We start from the raw sequence: 17,584 nt of genomic DNA, 5'->3' as shown, positions 1-17,584 counted from the left end.
TCCGGGCCGAAGCGAACTTCGCGGCAAGAGGCGCTTTCAAATGAGATCGATGCGGGTGAGCGAGCTTTGCACAGAACCTCCGTGTCTGGGTGTGTGTGGTCGGGCTGTCGACGACTGCTGATATAGGTCACGCCATGCATCTGTACGAAGGGTCGGTCGCGGAACTCGCGCCAAGGGTCAATCAGCCGGATTTCATCGTCGAAGCCCAGCGGCGGTTCGTGGCCGGATTCGGAGTTGCGCCGAATTGGGAGGAGGTCAGAAGTTGGCGCTTCAGCTGGCCCGCACTCATGGACACTTTGGTCCGTGCGGGCCTCGGAGACCTTCACATTCTGCTGGAGTACTCCCTCCCCGCGACGGGACAACGCATCGACGCCCTTCTCCTCGGCGAGGCTCCGGACGGCCGCCTGTGCACAGTCGTGATCGAGCTCAAGCAGTGGACCAAAGCCGAGAGCAGTTTGCTCCGCCGCGGCGTTCTCCGGGTCGGCGCACGTGACGTGCAGCACCCCGCCCGACAAGTCGGGTGTTATGCGCAATACCTGAAGGATTGGGTAGCGCGAGAGGAAATTCCGTTGCTCGTACGAGGGGTCGCGGTCCTCCATGACGCCGAGGCCCCTCTGATCGACCGGCTCCGTGAGCTTGCAGAGGCCGGTCCCTCCAGAGACTTTCCGGTACTGGGCCGAGGTGACCTGACCGCCACTCCATCGGCAGCCGCGCTTGCCGAGCGGCTGGGCTGTGCGGACCTTCGGCCGGCCTCCCCGGTCCGGCGCGGTGAACTGCTGAACGCGGAGCACCGCCCCAACCCCGGACTGTTGTCACGCATGGGCAAGGCGATCGAAGGCAATGACGCCCTCACACTGATCGGCGAACAGGATCTCGCTCGGCAGGAGGTACTGCATGCCGTCGAGACGGCCCGGACACACGGCACGAAGAGCATCATCGTGGTGACCGGCGGCCCGGGGACCGGTAAGACCGTCATCGCCGGGCGGATCATGGGAGATCTTTGCGTCCGCCCCGACACCAACCCGCGACTGCTGTGCCCCTCGGGTACGCTCACGCACCAACTGAAGCGCATCGTAGGGGAGGTCTCCCGCGGCCTCATCGCCACCTTCCTCGACAAGATTCCCGTAGGGGTGACGTCCGGGAGTGTGGTCCTCATCGACGAGGCCCACCGGGTTCGCACCTATCCCGACGCCCCGACCAGCAGATTCCCGTTCACTCTCGGCAAGCTCATCGACCGGGCCTCGATTACCGTCCTCTTCCTCGACGAACGCCAGATCGTGCGCCCGAACGAGGGCATTACGCGCGAAGAACTCGAACGCTACGCAATGAGCACGGGCTACGACTTCCGGCACATCGACCTCACCACCCAGTTCCGCTGCAACGGATCCCAGGCATACCTGCGCTGGGTCGACCAGCTCTTCCAGCCCGACGGCACGGCGGCACCTTGGGAGGGCAGCGACTACGACCTCGCCCTGGCCGATGACCCCGAACAGTTCAGCCGCTGGGTCGAAACCCATGTGAGCAGCGGCCCGACCGCACGCATCACAGCAGGTTTCTGCTGGCACTGGACCAGAACACCCACACCGCGCCTGCCGCCCGAAGTCGTTCTGGAATGGGAAGCGGACGGCCGTCGGCAGACCTGGGCCCGGCCCTGGAACTCGCCCGCCGAAAAGGCGAACCCCGCCCACCCGGGTGTGCCCGCCCGCCCGTTCTGGGCGACCGATACCGGAGGCCATGGACAAGTGGGCTGCATCTACACGGCCCAGGGCATGGAGTACGCCTACAACGTCGTCATCATGGGCGACGACCTCATACGCCGAGACGGCCGCTGGCGGGCTCGCCCCGACGCCAGCCATGACGACGTGTTCGAAGAGGTGCCCCCGCACCGGTACCTCCGGTACGCGCTCAACATCTACCGAGTCCTCGCGACCAGAGGCACGCTGGGTACCCGCTTCTACTCGACCGACCCGGCCACACAGGCCTACCTGGAAAGCCTTCTTCCGTCGCACCAACCCGAGTAGGTGCTTGACCTCGTTCGGGCCACCGCCCGGTGGCCCGAACGAGGTCAGGGGCGATGTGAGAGGGGTGTTCGTCAGGCCATGAGGGCAAGACGAAGGGCCGGACCCGATGTCACCGGGTCCGGCCCTTCGTTCTTTCGACACTACGACAGCCCGACCAACCTGAGCTGCGAAGTGCCCCCGGCAGGATTCGAACCTGCGCACACGGCTCCGGAGGCCGTTGCTCTATCCCCTGAGCTACGGGGGCGCACTGTCCGCCTCGGGCTGTTTCCCTCGGCGACAGGTAGAACACTATCAGCTCTCCGAGGGTGCCCGTGAACAGGTATTTCGGTGGCGTGGTCGGCGAGGTGAGGGGCGCCGGCGGGCGGGGCGGGGTCGCCCGGAGGGGGGGGAAGTGGGGAAAACCCGGACGCGGTCGCGGGCGTCGACCTACTCTCGAGTTGTGTCAGGTGCGTCCGGGCGGGTGCTCGTTGTCGATGACAATCGAGTCATCCGGCAGTTGATCAGGGTCAATCTCGAGCTGGAGGGCTTCGAGGTGGTGACCGCGGGCGATGGTGCCGAGTGCCTGGAGGTCGTGCGGGAGGTGCGGCCGGATGTGGTGACGCTGGATGTCGTGATGCCGCGGCTGGACGGGCTGAGGACCGCCGCGCGGCTGCGGGAGGATCCGGCGACGCGGCATCTGCCGGTGGCGATCATCAGCGCCTGTACGCAGTACGAGGTGGAGAGCGGGATCGCCGCGGGGGTGGACGCCTTTCTGGCGAAGCCCTTCGAGCCCGCCGATCTCGTACGGCTCGTGCGGCGGTTGACGGGGTGCGACGGGCCGCCCGTCGTGGAGGACCGGCGCGGGGCCGGGCGGGCCGGGAGTGCGCGGGGCTGACCGGATGGCGAAACGGGTCGCTGCCCGGGTCCCCTCCTCGCCTACGCTGGTCCCGTGACCCCCGCCCAGCTCTCCCGTACCGTGCGCCACGCCGTGTGCCGCGCGGTGGAGGACGGTGTGCTGCGGGTCGCGGTGCCCGATGACGTACGGGTGGAACGGCCCCGGCCCGGTGGGTGCGGGGACTGGGCCACCGGGGTCGCGCTGCGGCTCGCCGGGGACGCCGGGGAGCCCCCGCGAGTGGTCGCCGAGCGGCTGCGGGAGCGGATCGCCGACCGGCCGGGAGTGGCCGCCGTGGAGATCACCGGGCCCGGGTTCCTCAACATCACCCTGAGCGGGGATCCCGCCGGGCGGCAGCGCGAGATCGTGGCCGGCGCGCACCGGGCGGTCCGGGCCGTCGCCGACGAGCGGCGCCTGACCCCGCCCGTTCCGGGGAGCCGGGCCGTCGTCTGGGACGAGGTCGTCGGGCTGCTCCGCCGTATCGACGGAAGCGACGCCGACGGGCAGGTACGCCGGCCGCCCGTCGTCGACCATCACGACACCACCGCCGTCCTCGGCGCCGACGCCACCCGCTGGGCCTTTCTCTCCGTCGCCGCGCAGGACGCCGCGCGGGCGGACGCCGGACTGCTGCGGCAGCACGAGAGCAACCCCCTCTTCACCGTGCGGTACGCGCACGCCCGGGCCCGCGCCCTGAGCCGGAACGCCGCCGCCCTGGGGTTCGGGGCGGAGCCGGCCGAGTACGCCGAGACGGACGCCGAGCGGTGGATCGCCGACTTCCCCGGCGTCCTGAGCGCCGCCGCCCGGCTGCGGGCGCCCGACCGGGTCGCCCGGCATCTGGAGGGGACCGCCGACGCCCTGCTCGGGCTCCAGCCCGCCGTACTGCCCGTCGGCGGGGAGAAACCCCTGGCCGCCCACCGTTCCCGGCTCGCGCTCGCCGAAGCCGCCGGGGCGGTGCTCGCCGGTGGCCTCTCCCTGCTCGGCATCAGCGCACCCGACCATTGGTGAAAGAGATACGACGATGAGCCGTTCCGCACACCCCGCCGGGCCCCGGCACGCCGATGTCCTGCCCGAGGGGCACTACGCGGCGCCGCCCGCCGACCTCAACGCCCTCGACCCGGCGATCTGGGCCAGGACCGTGACCCGGGACGCCGACGGCGTCGTGACCGTCGGCGGGATTCCGGTGACCCGGCTGGCGGAGGAGTTCGGCACGCCCGGCTACTTCCTCGACGAGGAGGACTTCCGGGCCCGCTGCCGCGCCTGGGCGGAGGCGTTCGGACCCGGTGCCGACGTCTTCTACGCCGGGAAGGCGTTCCTCAGCCGGGCCGTCGTCCGCTGGCTGCACGAGGAGGGCCTCAACCTCGACGTCTGCTCCGCGGGCGAGCTGCGGACCGCCCTCGACGCGGGCATGCCCGCCGAGCGGATCGCGTACCACGGCAACAACAAGTCCCCCGAGGAGATCGAGCGGTCGATCGAGGCCGGAGTCGGCCGGATCGTGCTCGACTCCTTCCAGGAGATCGTCCGGGTCGCCCATATCGCCGAGCGGCTCGGCAAGCGGCAGAAGGTACTGATCCGGGTCACCGTCGGCGTCGAGGCGCACACCCACGAGTTCATCGCCACCGCCCACGAGGACCAGAAGTTCGGCATCCCGCTCGCCGGGGACCAGGCCGCCGAAGCCGTCCGCCGCGCCCTCGGCCTCGACGGGCTCGAACTGGTCGGCGTCCACTCCCACATCGGCTCGCAGATCTTCGACACCTCCGGCTTCGAGGTCGCCGCCCACCGCGTCGTCGGCCTGCTGAAGCGGGTCCGCGACGAGCACGGCGTCGAACTGCCCGAGATCGACCTCGGCGGCGGCCTCGGCATCGCCTACGTCCCGGGCGACGACCCCCGTGAACCGCGTCACATCGCCAAGGCCCTGCACGAGATCGTCACCCGCGAGTGCGAGGCCGCCGGGCTGCGTACCCCCCGGATCTCGGTCGAGCCCGGCCGCGCCGTCGTCGGCCCCACCGCCTTCACCCTCTACGAGGTCGGCACCATCAAGCCCCTGGAGGGGCTGCGGACGTACGTCAGCGTCGACGGCGGCATGTCGGACAACATCCGCACCGCGCTCTACGACGCCGAGTACAGCGTCGTCCTGGTCTCCCGCACCTCCGACGCGGCCCCGATGCTCAGCCGGGTCGTCGGCAAGCACTGCGAGAGCGGCGACATCGTGGTCAAGGACGCCTTCCTCCCGGCCGACCTCGCCCCCGGCGATCTGATCGCCGTCCCCGCCACCGGCGCCTACTGCCGCTCGATGGCCAGCAACTACAACCACGCGCTGCGCCCGCCCGTCGTGGCGGTGTCGGAGGGCGCGGCGCGGGTGATCGTCCGGCGTGAGACGGAGGAAGATCTGCTGCGTCTCGATGTCGGTTGATGGAGATAGATGTCTCGGATACCGGACGGAGCATAGAAAATGCTGTCCGGTGCGTGAGACTGGTCCCACCCGAAATGCTGAGAAACGAGGTCGGATGATGCGTACGCGTCCGCTGAAGGTGGCGCTGCTGGGCTGTGGAGTGGTCGGCTCAGAGGTGGCGCGCATCATGACGACGCACGCCGACGACCTCGCGGCCCGGATCGGCGCCCCCGTGGAGCTCGCGGGGGTGGCCGTCCGCCGCCCCGACAAGGTGCGCGAGGGCATCGACCCGGCCCTGGTCACCACCGACGCCACGGCCCTGGTGAAACGGGACGACATCGATGTGGTGATCGAGGTCATCGGCGGTATCGAGCCCGCCCGCACCCTGATCACCACCGCCTTCGAGCACGGCGCGTCCGTGGTGTCGGCGAACAAGGCGCTGCTGGCCGAGGACGGGACCACCCTCTACGCCGCCGCCGAGCGGCACGGCAAGGACCTCTACTTCGAGGCCGCCGTCGCCGGTGCCATCCCGCTGATCCGGCCGCTGCGCGAATCGCTCGCGGGCGACAAGGTCAACCGGGTCCTCGGCATCGTCAACGGCACCACCAACTTCATCCTCGACAAGATGGACGGCTCCGGCGCCGGCTACACCGAGGCCCTGGACGAGGCCACCGCCCTCGGATACGCCGAGGCCGACCCCACCGCCGACGTCGAGGGCTTCGACGCCGCCGCCAAGGCCGCGATCCTGGCCGGGATCGCCTTCCACACCCGGGTCCGGCTGGACGACGTCCACCGCGAGGGGCTGACCGAGGTCACCGCCGCCGACATCGCCTCCGCCAAGCGGATGGGCTGTACGGTCAAGCTGCTGGCGATCTGCGAGCGGGCCGCCGACGGCAAGTCCGTGACCGCCCGGGTCCACCCGGCGATGATCCCGCTCAGCCATCCGCTGGCCTCCGTCCGCGAGGCGTACAACGCGGTCTTCGTCGAGTCCGAGGCCGCCGGGCAGCTGATGTTCTACGGTCCCGGCGCGGGCGGCGCGCCCACCGCGTCCGCCGTCCTGGGCGACCTGGTCGCCGTCTGCCGCAACAAGCTCGCCGGGGCCACCGGGCCGGGCGAGTCCGCCTACACCCAGCTGCCGGTCGGCGCCATGGGCGAGGTCGTGACGCGGTACCACATCAGTCTCGACGTGGCCGACAAGCCGGGCGTGCTCGCCCAGGTCGCGACGGTCTTCGCCGAGCACGGGGTGTCGATCGACACCGTCCGTCAGCAGGGTAAGGACGGGGAGGCATCCCTCGTCGTCGTCACCCACCGCGCGCCCGACGCCGCCCTCTCGGGGACCGTCCGGGCGCTGCGCGAGCTCGACACCGTGCGCGGTGTCGCCAGCATCATGCGTGTTGAAGGGGAGTAACCAGCAATGACCCACCAGTGGCGCGGCATCATCGAGGAGTACCGGGACCGGCTCCCGGTGACGGACACCACGCCCGTCGTCACACTCCGTGAGGGTGGGACGCCGCTCGTCCCGGCGCAGGTGCTCTCCGAGCGCACCGGCTGCGAGGTCCACCTCAAGGTCGAGGGAGCCAACCCGACCGGCTCCTTCAAGGACCGCGGGATGACGATGGCGATCACCCGCGCCAAGGAGGAGGGGGCGAAGGCGGTCATCTGCGCCTCCACCGGCAATACCTCCGCCTCGGCCGCCGCCTACGCGGTACGGGCCGGGATGGTGTGCGCGGTCCTCGTCCCCCAGGGGAAGATCGCCCTGGGCAAGATGGGCCAGGCGCTGGTCTACGGTTCGAAGATCCTCCAGGTCGACGGCAACTTCGACGACTGCCTGGATCTGGCGCGAAATCTGTCCGAGAACTATCCGGTGGCCCTGGTCAATTCGGTCAATCCCTATCGGATCGAGGGTCAGAAGACGGCGTCCTTCGAGATCGTCGACGCCCTCGGCGACGCCCCGGACATCCATGTCCTGCCGGTCGGCAACGCGGGCAACATCACCGCCTACTGGAAGGGCTACCGGGAGTACGCGGCCGACGGCCCGGCCACCCGCACCCCCCGGATGTGGGGCTTCCAGGCGTCCGGCTCCGCGCCGATCGTCCGGGGCGAGGTCGTCAAGGACCCGTCGACCATCGCCACCGCGATCCGGATCGGCAACCCGGCCTCCTGGCAGCAGGCGCTGGCCGCCCGGGACGACTCCGGCGGCGCCATCGACGAGGTGACGGACCGTGAGATCCTGCGGGCCTACCGCCTGTTGGCCTCCCAGGAGGGCGTCTTCGTCGAGCCCGCGTCCGCCGCGTCCGTGGCGGGTCTGCTGAAGGCCGCCGAGGCCGGAAAGGTCGACCCGGGGCAGCGGATCGTCTGCACGGTCACCGGCAACGGGCTGAAGGACCCGGACTGGGCCGTCGCGGGCGCGCCGCAGCCGGTCACCGTGCCCGTGGACGCGCCGACGGCCGCCGCGCGGCTCGGACTCGCCTGAGCGTCCCGTACGACCCTGTCCCGTACGGCTCCGCCCGGTCCGGCCCCCGCGGCCGGGCCGGGTCCCGCGAGGCCGGCCCCGGGGTCGGCCTCCGGGCCTCCGCAGGTCGGCAGTGGCTGGAAAGCGTCGCCGTGTTCGAGCCGTTCGGCCCCGGCCGGGGCGTAATACCCCGGTGGAAAGCATCCCAAGCCGGGCGGTGACGGAGGCCGAGGCACAGGAGGCTCGCGACACGCATCGTGCGCCTCCTGTGCGCCCTATGTCGCCGCGGAACCTTCCTTGGATAGGCTGTACCGAACCCACCCACCGCATGTGCCGGTGCAGGGGTGCGGCCGTCCGTCGCGGCCCCCGGGGGTCGACCCCTCCCGAATCCGCGCGCCGCCCGTCAGTACATCCGTAGATCCGCACATCCGTTCCACCCTTCCCCGACCACGATTCCGCAGTTCCCCCCGAGAATCTCGACACCACAGTCACCGCACGTCCCTTGCGTCACAAGGGTCAGAGCCAAGGAGAGTCATCGAGCGATGGCCGGTCCAGCGTTCCGCGCCGCCGCCGTCCGGGTGCGCACCCCCGCCACCAGCGCCAACCTCGGCCCCGGCTTCGACGCCTTCGGGCTGTCGCTGGGGCTCTACGACGATGTCGTCGTCCGGGTCGCGGACTCCGGACTGCATATCGACATCGCGGGCGAGGGCGCGTCGACGCTGCCCCGCGACGAGAGCCATCTGCTCGTCCGCTCCCTGCGTACCGCCTTCGACCTGCTCGGCGGACAGCCGCGCGGCCTCGAAGTGGTCTGCGCCAACCGGATCCCGCACGGCCGCGGCCTCGGCTCCTCGTCGGCCGCCATCTGCGCCGGGATCGTCGCCGCCCGCGCGGTGACCATAGGGGGCGAGGCCCGGCTCGACGACACGGCGCTGCTGGAGCTGGCCACCGAGATCGAGGGGCACCCCGACAACGTCGCCGCCTGCCTGCTGGGCGGCTTCACCCTCGCCTGGACCGACGGGGGAGCGGCCCGGGCCATCAGGATGGACCCCGCCGATTCCGTCGTTCCGGTGGTCTTCGTCCCCGAGAAGCCGGTGCTCACGGAGACCGCGCGCGGACTGCTGCCGCGTACCGTCCCCCATGTGGACGCCGCCGCGAACGCCGGTCGCGCCGCCTTGCTGGTCGAGGCGCTGACCAGGCGTCCCGAGCTCTTGCTGCCCGCCACGGAGGACCGGCTCCACCAGGAGTACCGCGCCCCGGCGATGCCGCAGAGCGTCGACCTTGTCAACCGACTGCGCGCCGACGGCGTCCCTGCAGTCATCTCCGGTGCGGGCCCCACGGTGCTCGCACTGGCCGAGAACAGTGCGGCCGACAAGGTCGCACGGCTCGCGGGCGAGGGCTGGGCCGCCAACCGGCTGGCCTTCGACGCCGCGGGTACGAGTGTGCTGCCGCTCGTACCGTCCGACGCCGTGCCGCCCGCCGCGGATCCGTCCCCCGACGGCTCCGGGCGGACGCGTCGCGCCGGGGACGGTACGCGGCCGGGCGACACGTCCTCCGGGTGAGCCGTCCGGGGGCCGTGGGCCGTCGCGGGGGGTACGCCGTACGACGCGGTGACCGCGCCGGACGCGCCGTACCGGCCGCGGGGTGCCACCGGAGCACCGCGGCCCCGGGATTCCACCGGAATCCCGGCCCGGGAGCGGCGCGGATCACCGCGGTGATTTCCGGGGACACGAGATTGCCGGTGATGGAGAGGGGGAATGTTTGTTGGAGCCGGTAGTGTTAACCTCAAGTCAGCGCCCGAAGCCTTCATGGCTCGGAGCTTCGTGTCCCGCATCGGGACCGCCAATTCTTCCGGGAGCCTCCCCGACTGCCTGAGCAGCCTGCCTGAGCAGTATCGAGCACGCTCCGGAACCGGCACGACACCTCACGCTCCGCCGTTCAGTGGCCGGGCGGGGGGACCTCGGGCCGGATCGCAAGTATCTGCTTCTCCGCCGTCCGCAGAGCCGGCGGGGACCACCGCCCCGGCACGGTCGTATCACCGACCGCGTTCGGACAGCACAACCGGTCGCCGAGCCAGATGGCCGACGTCCGCTCCAGGGAAGGACCCTTCGTGAGCGACACCACCGATCTGATGGGCGTGACTGCCGACAACCCCGTCGACACTTCCGCGCCCGCCGCAGGTGCTGCCTCCGGCACCACCGCCCGGCGCCGCCGTTCCGGCACCGGCCTCGAGGGCATGGTCCTGGCCGAGCTGCAGCAGGTCGCGTCCGGCCTCGGGATCAGGGGCACCGCGCGGATGCGCAAGAGCCAGCTGATCGAGGTCATCAAGGAGGCGCAGGCAGGCGGCGGGGCCGCCCCGGCCAAGAAGACCGCCGAGCCGGAGGCCAAGGCCGCCGAGGCGAAGCCGAAGCGCCGCGCCACCTCGAAGGCGCGTACCGACGCCGACGCCGGTGACGGGGAGAAGGCCGCGCCCGCCGAGAAGACGGCGAAGGCCGAGCCGGCCGAGCAGGCCGCCCAGCAGCAGATCGAGATCCCCGGCCAGCCGGCCAGCGACGACACCCCGGCCGTCGAGCGCCGCCGTCGCCGTGCCACGGCGCAGGCGGGCAGCCCCGAGACGCACGCCGAGGGCTCCGTCGCCGTCAAGGAGGCCAAGGAGGTCTCCCGTACCGACGCGCAGGACGCGTCCGGTCAGGACGGCGAGGGCCGCAAGGACCGCGGCGACCGCGGTCAGCGCGGCGACCGCGGCGACCGCCGGGACCGCCAGCGCGGCCGCGGCAAGGGCGACGACCAGCAGGGCGGCCAGCGCCAGCAGGGCGGCGGCCAGCGGCAGCAGCAGGGTGGTCAGCAGAGCGGCCCCCAGGACGACTTCGACGAGGACGGCGGCGGCCGGCGCGGTCGCCGGGGCCGTTACCGCGACCGCCGGGGCCGTCGTGGCCGTGAGGAGTTCGCGGGCGAGCCGCAGGTCGCCGACGACGATGTGCTGATCCCGGTCGCGGGCATCCTCGACATCCTCGACAACTACGCGTTCATCCGCACCTCGGGCTACCTCCCGGGCCCCAACGACGTGTACGTCTCCCTGGCTCAGGTCCGCAAGAACGGGCTGCGCAAGGGCGATCACGTCACCGGCGCGGTCCGGCAGCCCAAGGACGGCGAGCGCCGCGAGAAGTTCAACGCGCTGGTCCGGCTGGACTCCGTCAACGGCATGGCGCCCGAATCGGGCCGCGGACGGCCGGAGTTCAACAAGCTGACGCCGCTCTACCCGCAGGACCGGCTCCGTCTGGAGACCGACCCGGGCGTGCTGACCACCCGGATCATCGACCTGGTGTCGCCGATCGGCAAGGGGCAGCGCGGCCTGATCGTGGCCCCGCCGAAGACCGGCAAGACCATGATCCTGCAGGCGATCGCCAACGCCATCACGGTCAACAGCCCCGAGTGCCATCTGATGGTCGTCCTCGTCGACGAGCGGCCCGAAGAGGTCACCGACATGCAGAGGTCGGTCAAGGGCGAGGTCATCTCCTCGACCTTCGACCGCCCGGCCGAGGACCACACCACCGTCGCCGAGCTGGCCATCGAGCGCGCCAAGCGCCTCGTCGAGCTGGGTCACGACGTGGTCGTCCTGCTGGACTCCATCACCCGTCTGGGCCGCGCCTACAACCTGGCCGCGCCCGCCTCCGGACGCATCCTCTCCGGTGGTGTCGACTCGACCGCGCTCTACCCGCCGAAGCGGTTCTTCGGTGCCGCGCGGAACATCGAGGACGGCGGCTCGCTGACCATCCTGGCCACCGCGCTGGTCGACACCGGCTCGCGGATGGACGAGGTGATCTTCGAGGAGTTCAAGGGCACCGGCAACATGGAGCTGAAGCTCGACCGGAAGCTCTCCGACAAGCGCATCTTCCCGGCGGTGGACGTCGACGCGTCCAGCACCCGCAAGGAGGAGATCCTGCTCGGCGGCGAGGAGCTGGCCATCGTCTGGAAGCTCCGCCGGGTGCTGCACGCGCTCGACCAGCAGCAGGCGATCGAGCTGCTGCTGGACAAGATGAAGCAGACGAAGTCGAACGCCGAGTTCCTGCTCCAGATCCAGAAGACGACGCCGTCCTCCGGTAACAACGACTGATCGCGTCGCAGCCGCAGTACCCCGCGGGCCCCGTCACCTTCGCAGGTGGCGGGGCCCGCGTCTGCGTACGGTGGCGCCCGGACCACGGTCCGTGGCGGTTTTCTCAGCGTCTTCTCACGCGCTTCTCACGACCCCGTGCAACCCTTTTGAGGGCAGGCACGTCCTACCAATGGCTGAACAAAGCTGGACATAACCGGAAATCTGTCACCGAAGAGCGACGGAGGGTGAGAGCCGCGAGATCGCGGCGGGACCGCCGGGAGGCGCGCGGAGAGCGAGAGCGGAGAGACCATGAACGAGCGGAGCGGCCGCGAAGGCCGGATACCCGGGGGCGGCGGGAGCGACCACCGACCGCGCTCCCGGCGCCGCAGAGCCGCCGTCTTCACGGCCTGGGCCGCCGCGGCGCTGATCGTCGTCGGCGGGTCGGGACTCGGCTACCTCTACCTCCAGCTCGACGGAAACCTCCAGGGCGTCGACATCGACACCCAGCTCTACGGCAAGGACCGGCCCCCGGACATCGGCGACGGCTCCATGGACATCCTGGTCCTCGGCTCCGACTCCCGCTCCGGCGCCAACAGCGAGTACGGCCGCGACGACGGCGCCGCCCGGGCCGACACCGCGATGGTCGTCCATGTCAACGAGGGCCACCGCAGCGCCACCGTGGTCTCCATACCCCGCGACACCCTGGTCGACCGGCCGGTCTGTACCGACCCCGACGGCGACCGGATACCCGGGGCCCGGAACGCGATGTTCAACAGCGCCTACGAGGTCGGCGGACCGGCCTGCGCCGTCGCCACCGCCGAGCGGCTGTCCGGGATCCGCATGGACCACTATCTGGAGATCGACTTCACCGGCTTCAAGAAGCTCGTCGACGAACTCGGCGGAGTGGAGATCACCACCACCGAGGCGATCCGGGACCGCGACAGCAGGCTCGACCTCGCCGCCGGAACCCACACCCTCGACGGCGAACAGGCCCTCGCCCTGGTCCGTACCCGCAAGAGCGTCGGGGACGGCAGCGACCTCGGCCGGATCCGGCTCCAGCAGGTTTTTGTGAAGGCGTTCATCGCCCAGGTCAGGGATGCCGGACTGCTGACCGATCCGGTACGGCTCTTCGGCGTCGCCGACACCGCGACCAAGGCCGTCACCACCGACTCCGACCTCGCCTCCGTCGCCAAGCTCACCGGCTTCGCCCGGTCACTCGCCGGAATCGGCCCCTCGGACGTCCAGATGGTCACCCTGCCGGTCGGCTACGACCCCTACGACCCCAACCGGGTCGTCCCCATCGACAGCGACGCCCGCCAGGTGTGGCAGGCCCTCCGCGACGACGAACCGGTACCCGCGTCGGCGCTGCGGGACTCCGCCGCGGGCCGGGGCGGCGCCGGGCCCGTGACCAGCACCGTCCCCGGCACCGTGGCCCCCGCCGGCTGACCCGGACGGGCCCGGCGGGCGATACCCCGGACGGGCCCGGGACCCGGCCTGCGGACCGGCCGGGACCAGCCCCTCGGGCCGGCCGCGACCCGGCCGCGATCCCGTATCCGGTGTTCCGGGACGCCCCGGGCGGTCCGGGGGAATAGTTCCGGACCGACCCCGGTTTTGGGAGATACGGCCGGTCCTGGCAGACTGGTCCGTCGGCCCCGGTTCACGCGCGAGCATTCCGCCCGAGCGACCCGGCGCCCTCCCGAAACTAGGAGACACCTTGAAGCGCGAGATCCACCCCGAGTACGTCGAGACGCAGGTCAGCTGCACCTGTGGCGCGTCGTTCACCACCCGTAGCACCCTCACCAACGGCACCATCCGTGCCGAGGTCTGCTCCGAGTGCCACCCGTTCTACACGGGCAAGCAGAAGATCCTCGACACCGGTGGCCGTGTGGCCCGCTTCGAGGCCCGCTTCGGCAAGGCCGGCTCCGCCAAGAAGTAGCGAGCCAACTGCGCCGGTCACCGGCCGTCCCCGTGCCGGGGCGGCCGGGACCGGCGCTTTGACGTCCCGCAGAACCTTCGTACGTAAGCAGAGCAGGAGCCCCCGATGTTCGAGGCGGTCGAGGAACTCGTCGGTGAGCACGCCGACCTTGAGCAGCGGCTGGCCGACCCCGCCGTCCACGCCGACCAGGCGAACGCGCGCAAGCTCAACAAGCGGTACGCCGAGCTGACGCCGATCGTCGGGACGTACCGCTCCTGGAAGAGCACCGGCGACGACATCAGGACCGCCCGCGAGCTGGCCGCCGACGACTCCGACTTCGCCGCCGAGGTCAAGGAGCTGGAGAAGCAACTCGACGAGCTGACCGAGAAGCTCCGGCTGCTGCTGGTGCCCCGCGACCCCAGCGACGACAAGGACGTCATCCTGGAGGTCAAGGCCGGCGCCGGAGGCGACGAGTCGGCCCTCTTCGCCGGGGATCTGCTGCGGATGTACCTCCGCTACGCCGAGCGCGTCGGCTGGAAGACCGAGATCATCGACGCCACCGAGTCCGAGCTGGGCGGCTACAAGGACGTCCAGGTCGCCGTCAAGACCAAGGGCGGCCAGGGCGCCACCGAGCCCGGCCAGGGCGTCTGGGCCCGGCTCAAGTACGAGGGCGGAGTGCACCGCGTCCAGCGGGTGCCCGCCACCGAGTCCCAGGGCCGGATCCACACCTCCGCCGCCGGGGTCCTGGTGACCCCCGAGGCCGAGGAGATCGACGTCGAGATCAACCCCAACGACCTGCGGATCGACGTCTACCGCTCGTCCGGGCCCGGCGGCCAGTCCGTCAACACCACCGACTCCGCCGTCCGGATCACCCACCTCCCCACCGGCGTCGTCGCCTCCTGCCAGAACGAGAAGAGCCAGCTCCAGAACAAGGAGCAGGCCCTGCGGATCCTGCGCTCCCGGCTGCTCGCCGCCGCCCAGGAGGAGGCCGAGAAGGAGGCCGCGGACCAGCGCCGCAGCCAGGTCCGTACTGTCGACCGCTCCGAGAAGATCCGTACCTACAACTTCCCGGAGAACCGCATCTCCGACCACCGCGTCGGCTTCAAGTCGTACAACCTCGACCAGGTACTCGACGGCGACCTCGACGCCGTGATCCAGGCATGCGTCGACGCCGACTCCGCCGCCAAGCTCGCCGCCGCTCAGTAAGACCGGCGCAGTAAGACACGTCCGTACGAAACGGGTGGAGGACGACCAGTGAACCTGCTGCTTGCCGAGGTGGCCCAGGCCACCCAGCGGCTGGCCGACGCCGGCGTACCGTCGCCGCGCTTCGACGCGGAGGAGCTGGCCGCGTACGTCCACGGGGTGAAGCGGGGTGAACTCCACCTCGTCAAGGACGCCGACTTCGACGCCCGCTACTGGGAGGCCGTCGCCCGCCGCGAGGCCCGCGAACCCCTCCAGCACATCACCGGACGGGCCTTCTTCCGCTATCTGGAGCTCCAGGTCGGCCCCGGGGTCTTCGTACCCCGGCCCGAGACCGAGTCCGTCGTCGGCTGGGCCATAGACGCGGTCCGCGCCATGGACGTGGTCGAACCCCTGATCGTCGACCTCTGTACGGGATCGGGCGCCATCGCCCTCGCCATGGCGCAGGAAGTGCCCCGCTCCCGGGTGCACGCCGTCGAACTCTCCGACGACGCCCTGCACTGGGCCCGCCGCAACGCCGAGGGCTCCCGCGTCACCCTCCACCAGGGCAACGCGCTCAGCGCCCTGCCCGAGCTGGACGGCCAGGTCGACCTGGTGATCTCCAACCCGCCGTACATCCCCCTCACCGAATGGGAGTACGTCGCGCCCGAGGCCCGCGACCACGACCCCCAGATGGCCCTCTTCTCCGGCGAGGACGGCCTCGACACCATCCGCGGCATCGAACGCACCGCGCACCGGCTGCTCCGCCCCGGCGGGCTGGTCGTGGTCGAACACGCCGACACCCAGGGCGGCCAGGTGCCGTGGATCTTCGCCGAGGAGTCCGGCTGGACCGACGCGGCGGACCACCCCGACCTGAACAAGCGCCCCAGGTTCGCGACCGCCCGCAAGGCGACCCCGTGACCGGGCCGGCGACCGTGCCGCAGACCCGGCCGACGCAACCGTACGTGCACGTGCCCAAGGAGGCTTGCTGATGGCCCGGCGATACGACTGCAACGACGCCACCGACCGCACGACCGGGCTGCGCGAGGCGTCGTCCGCCATCCGCCGCGGCGAACTGGTCGTACTGCCCACCGACACCGTGTACGGCGTGGGCGCCGACGCCTTCAGCTCCGAGGCCGTGGCCGAACTCCTCACCGCCAAGGGCCGGGGCCGCAATATGCCCACACCCGTCCTCATCGGCTCCCCGAACACCCTGCACGGCCTGGTCACCGACTTTTCCGAAGCCGCCTGGGAACTCGTCGACGCCTTCTGGCCCGGGGCGCTCACCCTCGTCGCCCGGCACCAGCCGTCCCTCCAGTGGGACCTCGGCGACACCCGGGGCACCGTCGCCGTCCGGATGCCGCTGCACCCCGTCGCCATCGAACTCCTCACCGAGGTCGGCCCGATGGCCGTCTCCTCGGCGAACCTCACCGGCTACCCGGCGCCCGAGGACTGCGACGCCGCCCAGCGGATGCTCGGTGAGGCGATCTCGGTCTACCTCGACGGCGGCCCCACCCCCGGGATCGTGCCGTCGTCCATCGTGGACGTCACCGGCGAGGTGCCCGTCCTGCTGCGGGCCGGCGCCCTCGACGCCGACGAGCTCCGCAAGGTCGTCCCCGACCTCGAGGTGGCGCCTTGATCGCTCCTGACCAGGGGCGTGGCACCGAGACGGACGACTGCTTCCGGATACTCCACGTCAGTACGGGCAACGTCTGCCGCTCGCCGATCACCGAGCGGCTGACCCGGCACGCCCTCACCGACCGCCTCGGCGATCTGATGGCGAGCGGACTGATCGTGGAGAGCGCCGGGACCTGGGGGCACGAAGGCGCGCCCATGGAGACCAACGCGGAGATCGTGCTCGCCGACTTCGGCGCGGACGCCAGCGGGTTCACCGGCCGGGAACTGCTCGACGAACACGTGATCCGGGCGGACCTCGTCCTCACCGCCACCCGGGACCACCGGGCACAGGTCATCTCCATGGGCCACTCGGCGGGGCTGCGGACCTTCACCCTCAAGGAGTTCACCCGCCTCGTCCGGGCCATAGACCCGGCGACCCTGCCCGACCCGCGCGACGAGGGCGTCGTCGAACGCGCCCGGGCGCTGGTACGGGCCGCGGCGGCGCTGCGGGGCTGGCTGCTGGCGCCCAGCCCGGACGCGGACGAGGTCTACGACCCGTACGGGGCGCCGATCACGTTCTTCCGCTCGATCGGCGACGAGATCGACCAGGCGCTCGACCCCGTCCTCACGGCCCTGACGGGCATCCCCCGCGCGGACGCCTCCCGCTGAGGGTCCCGCCACTTCCCAGGTGCGACCGGGGGCCCGACCGCCCCACGATCCGGTCCGCGCCCGGCGGCCTGGTGTTGTTCGCGGTCCGCCCCACCGTCGTGGTTGTTCGCGCAGTTCCGCCCCCTATGCCTTCGGCGTTGGGGGGACCCCCAGCGCCTCGGCCCTCCACGGCATCGCGGAAATACCCTGGTCTCGCCCGAGGGCCTGATGTTGTCGGTGGTCCGCGCCACCGTCGTGGCTGGTCGCGCAGTTCCCCGCGCCCCTAAAAGCTCTCCCTCTCACCGCTCCTGAAAAGGGGCACCCGCCTCTCTGGGAGCGCCGCTCCCACCCGGTCCTCGATCTCCGCCTTCGCCGGCGAGTCGTCGAGGAACACCACGCGAC

The 17,584-nt window shown here is 71.2% G+C and carries 14 protein-coding genes and 1 tRNA gene; 14 read left to right on the top strand and 1 reads right to left on the bottom strand.

Annotated features, from left to right (window positions below; translation table 11 throughout):
- Positions 1–134: 134 nt before the first annotated feature.
- The gene (locus AB0G74_RS23860; RefSeq protein ID WP_361149638.1) at positions 135–2,021 is read left to right on the top strand and encodes a DNA/RNA helicase domain-containing protein; all 1,887 of its coding nucleotides are present in this window, start codon (positions 135–137) and stop codon (positions 2,019–2,021) included.
- A 172-nt stretch (positions 2,022–2,193) separates the two neighbouring features.
- On the opposite strand, the gene AB0G74_RS23855 is transcribed toward AB0G74_RS23860, so the two are convergent.
- A tRNA-Arg gene (locus tag AB0G74_RS23855) sits at positions 2,194–2,265 on the bottom strand.
- Between the two features lie 147 nt (positions 2,266–2,412).
- Between AB0G74_RS23855 and AB0G74_RS23850 the strand changes: the two genes are divergently transcribed.
- From AB0G74_RS23850 to AB0G74_RS23790, 13 genes are all read left to right on the top strand, one after another.
- Positions 2,413–2,895: a response regulator gene (locus tag AB0G74_RS23850; RefSeq protein WP_361149635.1), complete on the top strand. Its 483-nt coding sequence runs from the start codon at positions 2,413–2,415 to the stop codon at positions 2,893–2,895.
- A 54-nt stretch (positions 2,896–2,949) separates the two neighbouring features.
- On the top strand, positions 2,950–3,897 hold the full coding sequence (gene nrtL / locus AB0G74_RS23845; protein ID WP_361149632.1) for an ArgS-related anticodon-binding protein NrtL: 948 nt from the start codon (positions 2,950–2,952) through the stop codon (positions 3,895–3,897).
- 13 nt (positions 3,898–3,910) lie between these two features.
- Positions 3,911–5,302 (top strand): diaminopimelate decarboxylase, encoded by a 1,392-nt coding sequence (gene lysA, locus AB0G74_RS23840; protein ID WP_361149630.1) that lies wholly within the window; start codon positions 3,911–3,913, stop codon positions 5,300–5,302.
- Positions 5,303–5,399: 97 nt separating this feature from the next.
- Positions 5,400–6,689, top strand: a complete 1,290-nt coding sequence (locus AB0G74_RS23835) for a homoserine dehydrogenase (RefSeq protein ID WP_361149728.1) — start codon at positions 5,400–5,402, stop codon at positions 6,687–6,689.
- A 6-nt stretch (positions 6,690–6,695) separates the two neighbouring features.
- Positions 6,696–7,754, top strand: coding sequence for a threonine synthase (thrC, locus tag AB0G74_RS23830; protein WP_361149626.1), 1,059 nt, complete (start codon positions 6,696–6,698; stop codon positions 7,752–7,754).
- A gap of 521 nt (positions 7,755–8,275) precedes the next feature.
- Complete coding sequence (thrB, locus tag AB0G74_RS23825; protein ID WP_361149623.1) at positions 8,276–9,292, top strand: homoserine kinase; 1,017 nt, start codon at positions 8,276–8,278, stop codon at positions 9,290–9,292.
- Positions 9,293–9,840: 548 nt separating this feature from the next.
- Positions 9,841–11,844 (top strand): transcription termination factor Rho, encoded by a 2,004-nt coding sequence (gene rho, locus AB0G74_RS23820; protein WP_361149621.1) that lies wholly within the window; start codon positions 9,841–9,843, stop codon positions 11,842–11,844.
- 288 nt (positions 11,845–12,132) lie between these two features.
- Positions 12,133–13,269: an LCP family protein gene (locus AB0G74_RS23815; protein WP_361149619.1), complete on the top strand. Its 1,137-nt coding sequence runs from the start codon at positions 12,133–12,135 to the stop codon at positions 13,267–13,269.
- A gap of 268 nt (positions 13,270–13,537) precedes the next feature.
- Entirely contained in the window at positions 13,538–13,759 is a 222-nt protein-coding gene (rpmE, locus tag AB0G74_RS23810; protein ID WP_358827644.1) for a 50S ribosomal protein L31, read from the top strand.
- Between the two features lie 105 nt (positions 13,760–13,864).
- On the top strand, positions 13,865–14,944 hold the full coding sequence (prfA, locus tag AB0G74_RS23805) for a peptide chain release factor 1 (RefSeq protein WP_361149616.1): 1,080 nt from the start codon (positions 13,865–13,867) through the stop codon (positions 14,942–14,944).
- Between the two features lie 48 nt (positions 14,945–14,992).
- The gene (gene prmC / locus AB0G74_RS23800) at positions 14,993–15,838 is read left to right on the top strand and encodes a peptide chain release factor N(5)-glutamine methyltransferase (RefSeq protein ID WP_358827642.1); all 846 of its coding nucleotides are present in this window, start codon (positions 14,993–14,995) and stop codon (positions 15,836–15,838) included.
- Positions 15,839–15,908: 70 nt separating this feature from the next.
- On the top strand, positions 15,909–16,556 hold the full coding sequence (locus tag AB0G74_RS23795; protein ID WP_361149613.1) for an L-threonylcarbamoyladenylate synthase: 648 nt from the start codon (positions 15,909–15,911) through the stop codon (positions 16,554–16,556).
- Positions 16,553–17,203 carry a protein-tyrosine-phosphatase gene (locus tag AB0G74_RS23790; protein ID WP_361149610.1) on the top strand — a complete coding sequence of 217 codons (651 nt, stop codon included), beginning with the start codon at positions 16,553–16,555 and terminating at the stop codon, positions 17,201–17,203. The genes AB0G74_RS23795 and AB0G74_RS23790 overlap by 4 nt, the downstream gene beginning before the upstream one ends.
- Positions 17,204–17,584: the final 381 nt, after the last annotated feature.

Origin of the sequence: Streptomyces sp. NPDC020875 (genome assembly GCF_040641415.1) — a bacterium.
In the GTDB taxonomy this organism is placed as follows: domain Bacteria; phylum Actinomycetota; class Actinomycetes; order Streptomycetales; family Streptomycetaceae; genus Streptomyces.
This window is presented reverse-complemented; position numbering and strand designations above follow the sequence as displayed.